The sequence below is a fragment of the Streptomyces zaomyceticus genome (genome assembly GCF_014656215.1).
Taxonomy (GTDB): domain Bacteria; phylum Actinomycetota; class Actinomycetes; order Streptomycetales; family Streptomycetaceae; genus Streptomyces; species Streptomyces zaomyceticus.
In genome coordinates, this window is the sequence record NZ_BNBZ01000040.1 from 14980 (window position 1) to 29753 (window position 14774).

A 14774-nucleotide genomic window follows, 5' to 3' on the forward strand; every position below is an offset into this window, starting at 1 on the left:
TGAACTGTACGGGACAGTACAGTTGAACTCAACGGTACAGTTGCGTTGGTAGGGTGAGGCCATGGACGCCCAGCCCGGCCGACCCGCCGAGCCCACCGACCCCGCGACGCCCGCCGCACCCGGCCGGCCCACCGAACCCGCTGAGCCCGCGACGCCCGCCGCACCCGGCCGGCCCGCCAAGGCGGCCCCCGCCGGCGCCCGCGCCGCCCGCAAACGGCAGGCCGTCGTGCGGGCGGCCCGCGATCTCTTCCTCCGCGAGGGCTTCGGCGTCGGCATGGACGCCATCGCCGCCGAGGCCGGGGTCTCCAAGGTGACCGTCTACAACCACTTCGGCAGCAAGGAAGCCCTCTTCACCGCCGTCGTCGCGGGCGTCCTCGACGAGCCCCTGGCCGGGGACGGAGGGAGCGAAGGCCCCGATCTCGCGCGGCTCGCCGCCGCCGACGGGCCCGACGCCCTCGCGGCCGCCCTCACCGAGGCCGGCCGCGCCTGGGGCCGGGCCGTGCGCACCGACGCCGAGGGCCGCGCCCTGCGCACCCTCGTCGCCACCGAACTGCACCGCTTCCCCGAGCTGGGCCGCGCCTGGCGCGCGCACGGCCCGACCGGTCATCACCCCGCCGTCGCGGACGCCCTGCGCACCCTTTCGGAGCGGGGCCTCCTCGATGTCCCGGACCTGGAGGTCGCCGTCCTGCAGCTCTACTCGCTGCTCGTCTTCCCGCAGATGGTGTTCGAGCAGTACGGGGCCGAGCTGGGCGAGGAGTTGAGCGACCGGCTCGTCGTCGACGGGGTGGAGATGTTCCTCCGCCGTTACGCCCCCGGGACCGGCCCCCGGCCCGAGCCCGAGCCCTGTCCCGACCCTGAGCCCGCCCCCTGACGGAGCCGGGTCAGGGTGGTCTCCAGGTCCACCGCGCACGCACTCCCCCGGTTGTACGGCAGCCTGCCCAGCATCAGGGCCATGCCGCAGGTGTTGGTGAGCGCCGAGAAGACCAGGCCGCCCGCGATGCCCGCCGCGAGCAGCTGGAACGCGGGGTGGATCAGGAGGCCGAGCGCGAGGCCGAGCAGGACGAGCGAGCCCGCGACCAGCCTCACCTGGCGGTCCATCGCCCACGCCGGCTTCGCCGGGCCGCCCGCCGGGCGCTCCAGCACGTGCCCGCGCGCCGCCCAGCCGCTCGTACCGCCGTCGAGGTCGTACGCGGCGATGCCCTGGTCCGCGAGCCGGGTGCGGGCGCCGGCCGAGCGGTTGCCCGACTGGCAGACGAGGAGGAGGGTGCCGCTCGCCGCCGCCTCCCTCAGTGCGGGGACGGCGCGGTCGAGCCGGTCGAGCGGGACGTTGAGCGCGCCGGGCACGTGCCCGGAGGCGTATTCGCCGGGTGTGCGCACGTCGACGACGGTCAGTTCGGTCAGCCGGGTGCGGGCCTGGTCGGGGTCGAGCATGAGGGGTGCGTGCATGGCAGGTGTCATCCTTGGTCTTCGACGGGACCCCGTGCGGGGGAGTAAATTACCCCCTGGGGTATCTGTGGAGGAGTCGCTGTGGAACTGGATCTCGCGGGTGCGGAGCTGAAGGCGGTACTGAACCGGCTGCGCCGGGCTCAGGGCCAGATCGCCGGCGTGATCCGGATGATCGAGGAGGGCCGGGACTGCGAGGAGGTCGTCACCCAGCTGGCCGCCGCCTCCCGGGCCCTCGACCGGGCCGGGTTCGCGATCATCGCGACCGGGCTCCAGCAGTGTCTGACCGATGTCGAGGACGGGCAGCGGAACGGCGAGGACCGTGACGCGATGCGGGCCCGCCTGGAGAAGCTCTTCCTGTCGCTCGCGTAGCCACGGAGCCGGCGGGGCGCGAGGCCGGTGGGGCACGGAGCGGGCGGGCCGCAGAAGCGGTAGGTCGCGGCCTCGACAGGAGGCGCCACCGGTGGGCCGCGGCCCCGGGCGGCAGGACACGGAACCGGCCGGCGGGGCGCGGACCCGGGCGGCGGGGTGTGGGACCGGGCATTCAGAACACCGTGTCCGCGAGCATCAGCACCGCCACCGCGAGCAGTGCCGCGCCGAAGATCCGGCGCAGGGTGTCGCCCGAGACCTTCGCCGCGAGGCGGCGGCCGTCCCAGGCCCCGAGGATCGCCGCCCCCGCGAAGGGGGCGATCACCGCCCAGTCCAGGGCGCCGGCCGTGCCCGCCCTGGCCACCAGTGCCGCGAGCGCGTTGGCGGCGACCACCAGCAGACTGGTCCCGACCGCCGTGCGCATCCCCAGGCCGACGACCTGGACGAGGGCGGGCACGGTGAGGAATCCGCCGCCCACGCCGAGCACACCGGTGACCGCGCCGAGCCCGGCGCCCGCGCCCGCGACGGCCGGGGCGGATCTGCGGACCCCCTCGACACCGCTCCGGGGCCGGAACATGCGTATCGCCGCCGTCCCGGCCACCACCGCGAATCCCGCCGTGAGCAGCACCTCCGGAAGCCTGGCCGCGAGAAGGCCGCCGAGCATGGCGGGGACGAGTCCCGCCGCCGCGAAGAGCGCGCCGGTCCCCCAGCGGACCCGGCCGTCCCTGGCGTGCCCGTACAGCGCCGTCGCCGAGGTGGCCAGGACGATCAGGAGACTCGCGGTGGCGGCGGCGGGCGGGGCGAAGCCGAGCAGATAGATCAGGACGGGGACGGCGAGGACGCTGCCTCCGCCGCCCAGCGCCCCGAGCGCGAGCCCGACGACGGCTCCTGCCGCGAGGGCGATCAGCATCGGTCCGGGCCGGGGCGGTGGGCTGCGTCGACGGTCACTTCGAGCGGCACGGTCGCGCTCCTCTCCTTACCCCCGGGGGTATATCGGCGATACTCCGAGACCCTAACAGAAGTACCCCCGGGGGTATCCAACCCCGGGGGTACGTCACATCGGTCGAGCGGAGCGGTCGCCGCGGTCGCGCGGTGCCGCGGACCGGGTCAGTCGATCGCGAGGCCCTTCAGGCGCTTCGCGAAGGTGGTCAGGCGGGCCCCCTGGTAGCGGGCGGCGGCGAGGACGTTCTCCTCCGGGGCGCCGTTCGCGGCCGGGTGCGCGGTGCCGTACGGGTTGCCGCCGGCCGCGTAGACCGCCGGGTCGGTGAATCCGGGCGAGACGATGACCGAGCCCCAGTGGTGGAAGGTGTTGTAGAGCGCGAGCAGCGTCGACTCGTTGCCGCCGTGCAGGTTGTGCGCGCTGGTGAAGGCGGTCGCGGGCTTGTCCGCCATGACGCCCTGCTGCCAGAGGCCGCCCGTGGTGTCGATGTACTGCTTCAGCTGCGCGGACACGTTGCCGAAGCGGGTGGGGGAGCCGAGCGCGTACGCGTCCGCCCACTCCAGGTCCTCGAGGGTGGCGACCTCCACGTCGCCGGTGGCGTCCACGTGGGCGCGCCAGGCCGGGTTCGAGTCGATGGCGGCCGCGGGGGCGAGTTCGGGCACCCGGCGCAGACGCACCTCGGCACCCACCTTCTCGGCACCCTCGGCGACGGCCTGGGCGAGCTGGTGGACGGCACCGGTGGCCGAGTAGTAGATGACGGCGACCTTGACGGACATGACGATCTCCTCAACCGGATTACTTTCCGCTTCAACGCTCCGAGGTTAAACGGATTCCTATCCGGTTGGCAAGGGCGGCGAGTATGCTCACATGAGGGGCGACCGGAACGGGGAGACGGCACGCGGACAGGGAACAATGCGCGCATCAGAGCGCACCGGGAACAGGGAGTCGGCAGATGAGCACGGAGAATCCGCAGGTCGGAGGCTCGGCGACGGCGCCGCTGCTCGGTCTGCTCCCCACCGTCGGCGCCCCCGCGCCCGAGCGTGCCGACGCCGCCCGCAACCGGCGCAAGATCCTCGACGCGGCCGCCCGGATCGTCGCCGAGAAGGGCCCGGACGCCGTCACCATGAACCAGGTGGCGCACGCCAGCTGCATAGGCGTCGGCACCGTCTACCGCCGCTTCGGCGACGTCGCACAGCTCCTGTGGGCACTCCTCGACGACCGGGAGCGCCAGTTCCAGGAGGCGTACATGAGCGGCCCGCCGCCGCTCGGACCGGGCGCCCCCGCCGCCGAGCGGCTCGACGCCTTCCTCGACGCGCTCGTCGACCGGGTCGGCGAGCAGCGCGAGATCCTGCTCGCCGCGCACTCCGCGGCGCCCCGCGCCCGCTACCACGGCGGCGCGTACGGCGTGATGCACACGCACGTGGCCCTGCTCATCGGGCAGCTCAGGCCCGGAACCGACAGCACCCTCCTGGCGCATCTGCTGCTCGCGCCGTTCTCGCCGGACGTCATGCACCATCTGACGGTCGAGCAGGAGCTCTCGGCGGACCGCCTCAAGGCCGGCGTACGGGAGCTGCTCCGCCTGCGGGCCTGAAGCCTTTGGGCCGGAAGCCTCCGGGTCCGAAGCCGGCGGACCCGAAGCCGGCGGACCCGAAGCCGGCGGGCCGGAATCCGGATCCGGGAGACCGGCGGCCCTACTCGGCGCGCGCCCCCAGCGCCGCCAGCCCGTCCAGCACCCGTGCCAGGCCGAAGCGGTACGCGTGTGCCGCGTCGTAGAGACCGTTGTACGCGATCGCCGCCGCCTCACCCACCCGTGTGGCCAGCGGGAACCTCGACTCGTCCAACGCCCGGGCGAGCAGCGGCTCGTGCGCGTCCCACCACTCCCCGTCGGACATCGCGCTCTCGCGCTCCACGGCCCGCGCGTCCAGCTCCGCCCGCGCGCCGGACTGCACGAAGCCGAGGACGTACGTGAGCGCCGAGTCGCGGGCCACGTCGTCGAGGCCGAGCCCCTCGAAGGCCGCGAGCTCGTACTCGTACTTGTTCATCACCCCGGGCCCCAACGGGGCGCGTACGATGCGGAGTTCGACCAGCCACGGGTGGCGCGGAAAAAGGGCGCGGTTCGCGTCGGCGATCGCCGTGACCCGGGTCCGCCAGGGCTCGTCGGGGCCGAACGGCGGCCGGTCCATGCGCAGGAAGACGGCGTCCAGCATGAGGTCGAGGAGCTCGGCCTTGCCGGGGACGTAGGTGTAGAGCGTCATCGGGGTCACGCCGAGCTCCTGGGCGACCGCGCGCATGGTCAGCGCGTCCAGGCCGCCGCCGTCCGCGAGGGCGAGGGCGGCGTCGACGACCGCGTCGACGGTGAGGCCCTGACGGGGCCCGCGCCGCCCGGCGGGAGCGGCCGAGCCGTCGCGCCACAGGAGTTCCAGGGTGCGCGCGGGGTCACCGGCGCCGCTGCTGTTGCTCTCTTTCGCTGCCACCGTATCGCTCCGTTCTCGCAGGTCAGGGCCAATTCAGCTTACTTTATACACTGTATAGAGTAGCCTTTCCTGGAAGCAGGCCAACCATCGGAGGGCGCACGCATGAATCACCCCGTCGCAGCGGACAGCCACCACGTCATCCAGGTCCGCGGGGCCCGGGAGAACAACCTCAGGAACGTCGACGTCGACCTCCCCAAGCGCCGCCTCACCGTCTTCACCGGAGTCTCCGGCTCCGGCAAGTCCTCCCTCGTCTTCGGCACCATCGCCGCCGAGTCGCAGCGCCTGATCAACGAGACCTACAGCGCCTTCCTGCAGTCCTTCATGCCGTCGCTCGCCCGCCCCGACGTGGACGGACTGCACAACCTGAGCGCCGCGATCGTCGTCGACCAGGAGCGGATGGGCGCCAACTCCCGCTCCACCGTGGGCACCGCCACCGACGCGTACACGATGCTGCGGATCGTCTTCAGCCGCCTCGGCACCCCGCACATCGGCACCTCGGGGGCGTTCAGCTTCAACCTGCCCGAGGGCATGTGCCCGCGCTGCGAGGGCTCCGGCGAGATCTCGGACATCGACGTCGACCAGCTCGTGGACCGCGAGAAGAGCCTCGCCGAGGGCGCGATCACCGTCCCCAACTTCGCCGTGGACTCCTGGTACTGGCGGATCATGGCCGAGTCCGGCTTCTACCCCGCCGACCGGAAGCTGGCGGACTTCACCGCGCAGGAGTGGGAGGACTTCCTCCACAAGCCGTCCTGCAAGGTCAAGGTCGGCAGCAACTCCTTCACCTACGAGGGCCTCGTGCCGAAGGTCCAGCGGCTCTTCCTCGCCAAGGACCGGGAGTCCCTCCAGCCCCACATCAAGGCCTTCGTCGACCGGGCGGTCGGCTTCCGCACCTGCCCCGAGTGCGCGGGCGCCCGGCTCACCCGGGCCGCGCTGTCCTCCCGTATCCACGGGGTGAACATCGCCGAGTGCTCGGCGATGCAGATCAGCGACCTCGCCGCGTTCGTCCGCCGGATCGAGGACCCCTCCGTCGCCCCGCTCCTCGCGGGCCTGCGCGAGCTGCTCGACTCGCTCGTCGAGATCGGCCTCGGCTACCTCTCCCTCGACCGGTCCTCCGGCACGCTCTCCGGCGGCGAGGCCCAGCGCGTGAAGATGGTCCGGCACCTCGGCTCCCCGCTCACCGACGTCACCTACGTCTTCGACGAGCCCACCACCGGACTGCACCCGCACGACGTCCGGCGCATGAACGACCTGCTGCTGCGGCTGCGCGACAAGGGCAACACCGTCCTCGTCGTCGAGCACAAGCCCGAGGTCATCGAGATCGCCGACCACGTCGTCGACCTCGGGCCGCGGGCCGGGACCGCCGGCGGCGAGATCTGCTACAGCGGGAACGTGCCGGGACTGCGCACCTCCGGCACCCTCACCGGGAACCACCTCGCGCACCGGGCGAAGCTCCGCACGGAGGTACGGGTCCCCACCGGCGCCCTCGGCATCACGGGCGCCACGCAGCACAACCTCAAGGACGTGAGCGTCGAGATCCCGACCGGAGTGCTGACCGTGGTCACGGGCGTGGCCGGCTCCGGCAAGTCCTCCCTCATCCACGGAAACCTGCCGGGCCGCGAGGGGGTCGTCGTCGCCGACCAGTCCCCCATCCGCGGTTCGCGCCGCTCGAACCCGGCGACGTACACCGGGCTCCTCGGCCCGATCCGTACGGCCTTCGCCAAGGCCAACGGCGTCAAGCCGGCCCTCTTCAGCGCCAACTCCGAGGGCGCCTGCCCCCGCTGCAACGGCCTCGGGCTCGTCTACACCGACCTGGCCATCGCGGCGGGCGTGGCCTCGGTCTGCGAGGAGTGCGAGGGCAAGCGGTTCACGCCCGAGGTCCTCACGTACCGGCTGAACGGCAAGAACATCCACGAGGTCCTGTCGCTGTCGATCGAGGAGGCGTACGACTTCTTCACGACGAAGAGCCAGGCCCGCACGATCCTCGGCCGCCTCAAGGACGTCGGCCTCGGCTACCTCCGCCTCGGCCAGCCCCTCAACACGCTCTCCGGCGGCGAGCGCCAGCGCATCAAGCTCGCCATCCACATGGCGGAGAAGGCCGCCGTCTACGTCCTCGACGAGCCGACCACCGGCCTCCACCTCGCCGACGTCGACAAGCTCCTCGCCCTTCTCGACCGGCTCGTCGAGGCCGGCAACACGGTCGTCGTGATCGAGCACCACCAGGCCGTCATGGCCCACGCCGACTGGCTGATCGACCTCGGACCGGGCGCGGGGCACGACGGCGGCCGGATCGTCTTCGAGGGCACTCCGGCCCAACTGGTCGAGAAGGGCGACACCCTGACGGCCCGCCACCTCAAGGAGTACGTGGGCGGCTGAGCCGCGGCAGTACACCGCAGGGCACCCCATGGGTGGACCGTGCGGGGGTACGAGGGTGAGAACGGGCGCCCGCCCGTGGGCGGTGCGGGGGTACGGACGGGCGCCCGCCCGTGGGCGGTACGGGCGTGGGGAAGGGCGCCCGTTCCGTGGACGGCGGTGGACCGGAGGCGGGCGCCGGCCGCAGGATCGTGGCATGACCACGTATCTGATCCTGCACGGCTACCAGAACGACCGCCCGCCCGGCCACTGGCAGCACTGGCTCGCCGGGGAGCTGCGGGCACGCGGCCACGAGGTCCGCTACCCGCAGCTGCCCGAGCCGGACGCGCCCGTGCTCGCGGACTGGCTCGCGGCCCTGGAGGAGCACGGGGAGCGCCCGGCCGGGGGCGAGTTCGTGGTCCTCGCGCACAGCCTGTCGGTGCTGCTCTGGCTGCGGGCAGGAGCCCGCAGGCCGGACGCCGACCGGGTCCTGCTCGTCGCCCCGCCCTCGCCGGGGGTGACCGCCTCGATCCCCGGGATCGCCGCCTTCGCCGACGGCCTCGACCTCACGGAGACCGGGCTGGAGGCACGCCTGGTGTACGGCGACGGGGACCCCTACTGCCCGGAGGGCGCCGACGTGCACTACGGGCTCCCGCTCGGCCTCGACCTGGACCACGTACCGGACGGAAAGCACCTCAACCCCGATTCGGGGTACGGGGAATGGCCCGCGCTCCTGGACTGGTGCGAGAACCCGGGCGCGCGGGTGAAGGGTCGCTGAAGCCGGGCGGGACCCTCCGGACACCCCCTAGGCTCGACCGGATGTATTCCGACAGCACCGCACCGTACGACCAGGGCCTGCTCGACGTGGGCGACGGAAACCGCATCCACTGGGAGGTCTCCGGCAACCCGGAGGGCAGGCCCGCGCTCGTCGTCCACGGCGGGCCGGGCTCCGGCTCCTCCCCCCGCAGCCGGCGCTTCTTCGACCCGGAGGCGTACCGCCTGGTCCTCTTCGACCAGCGGGGCTGCGGCCGCTCCACCCCGCACGCGAGCGACCCGGCCGCCGACATGGGCGTGAACACCACCGCGCATCTGATCGCCGACATGGAGCGGCTGCGCGAGCACCTCGGGATCGACCGCTGGCTGCTGTACGGCGGCTCCTGGGGCTCCACCCTGATCCTGGCGTACGCGGAGACGTATCCCGAGCGGGTGACGGAGATCGTGATCGCGGCCGTCACGACCACCCGCCGTTCCGAGACGGCCTGGCTGTACGAGGGCGTCGGCCGTTTCTTCCCGGAGGCCCACGAACGCTTCCGGGCGGGGGCCGGGGGCGCGGAGGACCTGGTGGGGGCCTACGCGGCCCGGATGAACCACCCCGATCCCGCCGTGCGGGAGCGGGCCGCCGCGGACTGGTGCGCCTGGGAGGACGCCGTCCTCTCGACGGAGGGCAAGGGCACCCCTTACACCGACCGGGTCGACGACGTCCGGCTCGGCTTCGTCCGGATCTGCTCGCACTACTTCGCCCACGGCGCCTGGCTGGAGGAGGGCGCCCTGATCCGCGACGCCCATCGGCTCGCCGGCATCCCCGGGGTCCTGATCCACGGCCGGCTGGACATGGGCGGGCCGCTCGACACCGCCTGGGAGCTGGCCCGCGCCTGGCCCGACGCCGAGCTGCACGTGGTCGGGAACGCCGGCCACCTGGGCGGCGACGAGACCGCGCGGCTGATCCTCACCGCCCTCGACGGCTTCGCGACGCGGGTCCCCCCTGCTCGGGCGCAGCCCTGAGCTCGCGGGAGGGTGAATCCACCGGGCGTCCCGCCCGCACGGGCGGGACGATCGGGTGAATCCACCGGGCGAGCCGCCCGCACGGGCGGCATGATCGAAGGATGAGTCCCGCGTCCCAGAGCCCCGCGTCCGCCGAGCCCCCGGAGATCCGTCTGGCCCAGCAGCCGGACGCCGACGCGCTGCTCGGCCGGTCCCCGCTGGCCGCGCTCGTCGGCATGCTCCTCGACCAGCAGGTTCCGATGGAGTGGGCGTTCTCCGGGCCGTACACCATCGCCTCACGGCTCGGCGCGGACGATCTCGACGCACACGAGATCGCCGCCCGCGACCCGGAGGAGTTCGCCGCGCTGCTCTCCGAGAAACCCGCCGTGCACCGCTACCCGGGGTCGATGGCACAGCGTGTGCAGCAGCTGTGCTCTTTCCTCGTCGAGGAGTACGGGGGCGACGCCGAGGCCGTCTGGGCGGACGCGGCGAGCGGGAAGGAGCTGCTCGCGCGGCTCCAGGCGCTGCCCGGCTTCGGCAAGCAGAAGGCGCAGATCTTCCTCGCGCTGCTCGGCAAGCAGTACGGGGTGCGGCCCCCGGGCTGGCGGGAGGCGGCGGGCGCGTACGGCGAGCAGGGCTCGTACCGCTCGGCCGCCGACATCACGGGGCCGGAGTCGCTGGCGAAGGTACGGGCCCACAAGCAGGAGATGAAGGCGGCGGCGAAAGCGGCGAAAGCGGCTAATGACTCTAAAGGCTCCAAAGAACCCAAAAGCGCGGGGAATTGAGAATTCCAGATTTCAATCCTGCTCAATGTGACAGGAATTGTGGAGAAGTGGTTCACAGAACGCCCTGCAGATCGCTAACTTCCCCTCAACCTCGTCCGTAACGGGAAGGACTTCTGTGAACGCCACCCAGCGTCGAGCCGCGGCCATTCTGGCCGTCGCCGCCCTCGCCACCCCGCTGGTCCTTGCCTCCCCCGCCACCGCGGTGAAGGACCCCACGGCCGCACCCGCCCGCGATGCCGCCCGACTGGCGAAGAAGCTGGTTCGCGAAACCACTGGCCAGGACGCCTACAAGCACCTGCAGAAGTTCCAGGCGATAGCCGACTCGGCCGGCGGCCACCGCGCGGCCGGCACGCTCGGACACGACGCCTCGGCCGCGTACGTCTACACGCAGCTCAAGAAGGCCGGCTACAACGTCTCCTACGAGCAGTTCGACTTCCTCTACACCGAGACGCTCGCCGAGAAGGTCTCCGTCGTCTCGCCCGCGCCCCGCGCCCTCGACGTCAAGGCGATGACGTACACCAAGTCCACCCCGGTCGGCGGCATCAAGGCCGACCTGGCCGCCGTGCCCGTCGACGCCGACGGCACCACCGGCTGCGAGCCGGGCGACTACGCCTCGGGCACCTTCACCGGAAAGATCGCGCTCATCAAGCGCGGTGGCTGCTCCTTCGCGATCAAGCAGCAGCAGGCCGCCGCGGCCGGCGCCGCCGGCGCGCTCGTCTACAACAACGTCGCGGGCGTCCTGTCCGGCACGCTCGGCGACCCCGCCGCGGGCAAGATCCCGACCGGTGGCCTCACCCAGGCCGAGGGCGAGCAGCTCGCCGCCGACCTCGCCAAGGGCGCGGTGAACCTCTCCTTCGAGATCCGCCAGCTCCAGGAGAAGCGCGTCACCAACAACGTCATCGCGGAGACCAAGGGCGGCAACGCCGCCAACACCGTGATGCTCGGCTCGCACCTCGACTCCGTCACCGCCGGCCCCGGCATCAACGACAACGGCTCCGGCTCCGCGGGTCTCCTCCAGACCGCCCTGGAACTCGCCAAGTCGAAGGACAAGGTCCGCAACAAGGTCCGCTTCGCCTGGTGGTCCGCGGAGGAGAACGGCCTCCTCGGCTCCGAGCACTACGTCGACAACCTGACGGAGCTCGACAAGAGCGAGATCAAGCTCTACCTCAACTTCGACATGATCGCCTCGCCGAACTACGGCCTGTTCGTCTACGACGGCGACAACTCGGACAACGTCGGCGAGGGCGCCGGTCCCACGGGCTCCGCCCAGCTGGAGCGCGACATCACCGACTTCATGGACAAGCGCGGGCTCCCGCACGAGGGCACCGACTTCTCCGGCCGCTCCGACTACGGTCCGTTCATCGCGGTCGGCATCCCCTCCGGCGGCACCTTCACCGGCGCCGAGGGCATCAAGACCGCCGCCCAGGCCGCCAAGTTCGGCGGTACGGCGGGCGTCGCGTACGACGTGAACTACCACGCCAAGGGCGACGACCTGAAGAACGTCAACATGAAGGCCTTCGACGCCAACATCAAGGTCATCGCCAACTCCGTGGGCACCTACGCCCACGACATCTCGTCCCTGCGCAAGCCGGTCGACTCCGTGCCGACCACGGGCGGCGAGAGCAGCGGCGGCGGTCTGCACAACGACCACGACGAGGTCGGCGAGTAGTCGGTCCGGTAGCTCCGGGTCCCGCCACCGCCGGCGGGACCCCCGCCACCTGCGGGACCGCCACCACCCGCGGGACCGCTACCGCCCGCGGCGGGCGGTGCCGAAGATCGAGCGGCTGATCTCCCGGCCCAGCTGGGTGCCGATCGAGCGCGCCAGGGACTTGAAGATCCCACTGCCCACCACCTGTTCGGTGAGGGAGGGCTCCGGCTTCGGAGCCCTCCCTCCACCCTGCTTCTGCGCCTTCTCCGCCTCCTTGGCGGCCGCCGCCCGGAGCGCCTCCGCCTCCGCGGCCTGCTGCTCGGCCGTCAGCTTCTCGTACGCCGACTCGCGGTCCACCGCCTCCGCGTACCGCCCGTACAGCGGCGAGCCCTTCACCGCCGCCTCCAGGGCCACCGCGTCGATCGGTCCCATCAGCGACTCCGGGGCCCGCAACCGGGTCGCCGCCACCGGGGTCGGGGCGCCCCGCTCGCTCAGTACGGTGATCACCGCCTCGCCCGTACCCAGCCCGGTGAGCACCTCCTCCAGGTCGTACGGCGAGTTCGGGAAGGTCCGCACCGTCGCCTTGAGCGCCTTCGCGTCGTCCGGTGTGAAGGCGCGCAGCGCGTGCTGCACCCGGTTGCCGAGCTGCGCCAGCACGTCCGAGGGCACGTCCTTCGGCGTCTGCGTCACGAAGAACACGCCGATCCCCTTCGAGCGGATCAGCCGCACCGTCTGGGTGATCGACGCCAGGAACGCCTTCGACGCCCCGTTGAAGAGCAGATGCGCCTCGTCGAAGAAGAAGACCAGCTTCGGCTTCTCCAGGTCGCCGACCTCCGGCAGGTCGTTGAAGAGGTCCGCCAGCATCCACATCAGGAAGGTCGAGAAGAGCTGCGGCTTGTCCTGAACGGCCGGCAGTTCCAGGACGGAGACGATCCCGCGCCCGTCCGCCGCCGTCCGCAGGAACTCCGCCGTGTCGAACTCCGGTTCGCCGAAGAACTCTCCCGCGCCCTGCTGCTCGAAGGCCGTGATCGACCGCAGGATCACCCCCGCCGTCACCGTCGAGAGCCCGCCGATCCCCTTGAGCTCGGCCTTCCCGGTGTCCGAGACCAGGAACGCCACCACCGCCCGGAGGTCCTTGAGGTCCACCAGTTCCAGGCCCTTGGAGTCGGCGTAGTGGAAGATCAGGCCGAGCGACTGCTCCTGCGTCTGGTTGAGCTGGAGCACCTTCGACAGCAGCACGGGGCCGAAGCTGGTCACCGTGGCGCGCACCGGGATGCCGGGGCCGGTCCCGCCGAGCCCGTAGAACTCGCAGGGGAAACCCGTCGCCCGCCACTCCTGGCCGACCTGGGCGGCCCGCTCCCGGACCCTCTCGCCGTCCTCGCCGGGGGCGGAGACGCCGGAGACGTCACCCTTGATGTCGGCGAGGAAGACGGGCACGCCGTTGGCCGAGAGCTGCTCGGCGATCAGCTGGAGCGTCTTCGTCTTGCCGGTGCCGGTCGCGCCGGCGACCAGCCCGTGGCGGTTGAGGACGGGCAGCGGGATGCGGACCGGCGCGTCCGGGTGACATCCGCCGTCCCAGAGCAGAGCCCCCAGATCGAGTGCCGCGCCCTCGAAGGCGTACCCGGCGGCGATCTCGGCGGCGGGGCCGACGAGATCGGCGGCCGGCGCGGCCGGCGCGGCGGCGGGGGCCTCCCCGACGGCCCCCGGCGCCTGGGCCGTCGGGGCCTCCTGGGCTCCTCCGGCAGCGACCGGCGGCTGCTCGCTCGCGCTCATCTCGGCACCCCGATTCCGGTTATGTCACGGTTTGCACCAGCATCGCACTGCCCGTGCATGGCTGCGCCGGGAGCCGCTCGCCCGGTAGGCTTTCCGTGTGATCTTCAAGCGCATCGGAAACGGAAAGCCGTATCCCGACCACGGCCGGGAAAGCACCCGGCAGTGGGCGGACGTCGCCCCGCGCCCGGTCCGCCTCGATCAGCTGGTCACCACCAAGGGCCAGCTGGACCTGGAGACGCTGCTCGCCGAGGACTCCACGTTCTACGGCGACCTCTTCGCGCATGTCGTGAAGTGGCAGGGCGATCTCTACCTCGAGGACGGACTGCACCGCGCCGTCCGCGCGGCACTCCAGCAGCGCCAGGTGCTGCACGCCCGCGTCCTGGAAATGGACTGAGACGGCGCCCGACCGGGCCCGTTCCCGCTGACCCTTTCGGGGTCAGTTCGCCCCCATCCGGACGCGATCACATGATCATCAAGTAGGCATCGCCGACGGGCGGCATTACGCTGCGTTCATGAGCATGCTCACTCCCCCCGGAATGGGCGGAAAGTACCGCATCACAGGGGACACCTACCCCCGCATGCGCCGCCCGCGGCGCCGTCGCAGGATCGTCCTCGCGGCCGCGGCCGCCGTGGTCGTGCTCGGCGCGGCCGGCTGGGGCACGCTCCAGCTCGTCGACGTCTTCTCGGGCGACGAGGGCAGGAAGGCGACGGCCGGCAAACAGGCCGACTGCAAACCCGCGCCCAAGCCGACGGCCCCGCCCGCGGCCGCCCTTCCCAAGCCCGCCCAGATCACGGTCAACGTCTACAACGCGACTCCGCGCAGCGGCCTCGCCAAGACGACCGCGGACGAGCTCAAGAAGCGCGGCTTCAAGATCGGCAAGGTGGGGAACGCGCCCACCGCCTACGACAAGAAGGTCCCCGGCACCGGCCTGCTGCTCGGCGCCACCACCGCCACCAAGGGCACCTTCCCGGTCCTCGGCACCCAGCTGAAGGGCGCCACGACCAAGACCGACACCCGGGGCACGGCGGACGTGGACCTGATCATCGGGACCGCCTTCAAGAACCTGGCGCCGAAAACGACGGCGGACGCGGCCCTGGTCGCCCTGACCAAGCCCGCACCCGTACCGACCGGAAAGTGCTGAGGGTCGCCGAGGTCCCCGCAGGGGACCTGATCCGCCGGGCCGGCTGAGGCCTGCTCGGCGGAGCCGGCGGTGTCTTGTTCGGCGGAGCCG

At 72.2% G+C, this 14774-nt stretch carries 15 protein-coding genes; 10 read left to right on the forward strand and 5 right to left on the reverse strand.

The window, feature by feature from the left end:
• The first annotated feature begins 61 nt into the window (after positions 1-61).
• Complete coding sequence (locus IE311_RS32630) at positions 62-871, forward strand: TetR/AcrR family transcriptional regulator (protein ID WP_189835490.1); 810 nt, start codon at positions 62-64, stop codon at positions 869-871.
• Here the strand turns inward: IE311_RS32630 and IE311_RS32635 are convergent.
• Positions 805-1446, reverse strand: coding sequence for a rhodanese-like domain-containing protein (locus tag IE311_RS32635; protein WP_229902310.1), 642 nt, complete (start codon positions 1444-1446; stop codon positions 805-807). The genes IE311_RS32630 and IE311_RS32635 overlap by 67 nt on opposite strands.
• 81 nt (positions 1447-1527) lie before the next feature.
• Between IE311_RS32635 and IE311_RS32640 the strand changes: the two genes are divergently transcribed.
• Complete coding sequence (locus tag IE311_RS32640; RefSeq protein WP_189835492.1) at positions 1528-1815, forward strand: metal-sensitive transcriptional regulator; 288 nt, start codon at positions 1528-1530, stop codon at positions 1813-1815.
• Positions 1816-1987: 172 nt separating this feature from the next.
• Here the strand turns inward: IE311_RS32640 and IE311_RS32645 are convergent, their stop codons facing one another.
• Both IE311_RS32645 and wrbA read right to left on the reverse strand, forming a co-directional pair.
• Positions 1988-2722 carry a sulfite exporter TauE/SafE family protein gene (locus IE311_RS32645; RefSeq protein WP_189835493.1) on the reverse strand — a complete coding sequence of 245 codons (735 nt, stop codon included), beginning with the start codon at positions 2720-2722 and terminating at the stop codon, positions 1988-1990.
• Positions 2723-2919: 197 nt separating this feature from the next.
• Positions 2920-3528, reverse strand: coding sequence for an NAD(P)H:quinone oxidoreductase (gene wrbA / locus IE311_RS32650; protein WP_189835494.1), 609 nt, complete (start codon positions 3526-3528; stop codon positions 2920-2922).
• Between the two features lie 176 nt (positions 3529-3704).
• On the opposite strand from wrbA, the gene IE311_RS32655 reads away from it, so the two are divergent.
• Positions 3705-4343: a TetR/AcrR family transcriptional regulator gene (locus IE311_RS32655; RefSeq protein WP_189835495.1), complete on the forward strand. Its 639-nt coding sequence runs from the start codon at positions 3705-3707 to the stop codon at positions 4341-4343.
• A gap of 100 nt (positions 4344-4443) precedes the next feature.
• On the opposite strand, the gene IE311_RS32660 is transcribed toward IE311_RS32655, so the two are convergent.
• A complete protein-coding gene (locus IE311_RS32660; protein WP_189835496.1) occupies positions 4444-5226 on the reverse strand; it encodes a TetR/AcrR family transcriptional regulator in 783 nt (260 codons plus the stop codon).
• A gap of 102 nt (positions 5227-5328) precedes the next feature.
• Here IE311_RS32660 and IE311_RS32665 point away from each other — a divergent pair, with 102 nt between their 5' ends.
• From IE311_RS32665 to IE311_RS32685, 5 genes are all read left to right on the forward strand, one after another.
• A complete protein-coding gene (locus IE311_RS32665; protein ID WP_189835497.1) occupies positions 5329-7599 on the forward strand; it encodes an ATP-binding cassette domain-containing protein in 2271 nt (756 codons plus the stop codon).
• Between the two features lie 193 nt (positions 7600-7792).
• Entirely contained in the window at positions 7793-8353 is a 561-nt protein-coding gene (locus IE311_RS32670; protein ID WP_189835498.1) for an RBBP9/YdeN family alpha/beta hydrolase, read from the forward strand.
• A gap of 41 nt (positions 8354-8394) precedes the next feature.
• On the forward strand, positions 8395-9357 hold the full coding sequence (pip, locus tag IE311_RS32675; RefSeq protein ID WP_189835499.1) for a prolyl aminopeptidase: 963 nt from the start codon (positions 8395-8397) through the stop codon (positions 9355-9357).
• Between the two features lie 101 nt (positions 9358-9458).
• Positions 9459-10121, forward strand: coding sequence for an HhH-GPD-type base excision DNA repair protein (locus tag IE311_RS32680; protein ID WP_189835500.1), 663 nt, complete (start codon positions 9459-9461; stop codon positions 10119-10121).
• A 115-nt stretch (positions 10122-10236) separates the two neighbouring features.
• Entirely contained in the window at positions 10237-11790 is a 1554-nt protein-coding gene (locus tag IE311_RS32685; RefSeq protein WP_189835501.1) for a M28 family metallopeptidase, read from the forward strand.
• 78 nt (positions 11791-11868) lie between these two features.
• Here the strand turns inward: IE311_RS32685 and IE311_RS32690 are convergent, their stop codons facing one another.
• Entirely contained in the window at positions 11869-13542 is a 1674-nt protein-coding gene (locus IE311_RS32690) for a helicase HerA-like domain-containing protein (protein ID WP_189835502.1), read from the reverse strand.
• Positions 13543-13639: 97 nt separating this feature from the next.
• Between IE311_RS32690 and IE311_RS32695 the strand changes: the two genes are divergently transcribed.
• Together IE311_RS32695 and IE311_RS32700 are read left to right on the forward strand one after the other, a co-directional pair.
• Positions 13640-13936: a type II toxin-antitoxin system VapB family antitoxin gene (locus tag IE311_RS32695; RefSeq protein ID WP_015034993.1), complete on the forward strand. Its 297-nt coding sequence runs from the start codon at positions 13640-13642 to the stop codon at positions 13934-13936.
• A gap of 118 nt (positions 13937-14054) precedes the next feature.
• Positions 14055-14684, forward strand: coding sequence for a LytR C-terminal domain-containing protein (locus IE311_RS32700; RefSeq protein ID WP_189835503.1), 630 nt, complete (start codon positions 14055-14057; stop codon positions 14682-14684).
• The last annotated feature ends 90 nt before the right edge of the window (positions 14685-14774 follow it).

What these genes read in the sequence shown, in the direction of transcription:
- IE311_RS32645 (WP_189835493.1), bottom strand. Translation starts at nt 2,722, where the DNA reads ATGCTGATCGCCCTCGCGGCAGGAGCCGTCGTCGGGCTCGCGCTCGGG.
- IE311_RS32630 (WP_189835490.1), top strand. Translation starts at nt 62, where the DNA reads ATGGACGCCCAGCCCGGCCGACCCGCCGAGCCCACCGACCCCGCGACG.
- IE311_RS32670 (WP_189835498.1), top strand. Translation starts at nt 7,793, where the DNA reads ATGACCACGTATCTGATCCTGCACGGCTACCAGAACGACCGCCCGCCC.
- IE311_RS32700 (WP_189835503.1), top strand. Translation starts at nt 14,055, where the DNA reads ATGAGCATGCTCACTCCCCCCGGAATGGGCGGAAAGTACCGCATCACA.
- IE311_RS32635 (WP_229902310.1), bottom strand. Translation starts at nt 1,446, where the DNA reads ATGCACGCACCCCTCATGCTCGACCCCGACCAGGCCCGCACCCGGCTG.
- pip (WP_189835499.1), top strand. Translation starts at nt 8,395, where the DNA reads ATGTATTCCGACAGCACCGCACCGTACGACCAGGGCCTGCTCGACGTG.
- IE311_RS32655 (WP_189835495.1), top strand. Translation starts at nt 3,705, where the DNA reads ATGAGCACGGAGAATCCGCAGGTCGGAGGCTCGGCGACGGCGCCGCTG.
- IE311_RS32665 (WP_189835497.1), top strand. Translation starts at nt 5,329, where the DNA reads ATGAATCACCCCGTCGCAGCGGACAGCCACCACGTCATCCAGGTCCGC.
- IE311_RS32680 (WP_189835500.1), top strand. Translation starts at nt 9,459, where the DNA reads ATGAGTCCCGCGTCCCAGAGCCCCGCGTCCGCCGAGCCCCCGGAGATC.
- wrbA (WP_189835494.1), bottom strand. Translation starts at nt 3,528, where the DNA reads ATGTCCGTCAAGGTCGCCGTCATCTACTACTCGGCCACCGGTGCCGTC.
- IE311_RS32690 (WP_189835502.1), bottom strand. Translation starts at nt 13,542, where the DNA reads ATGAGCGCGAGCGAGCAGCCGCCGGTCGCTGCCGGAGGAGCCCAGGAG.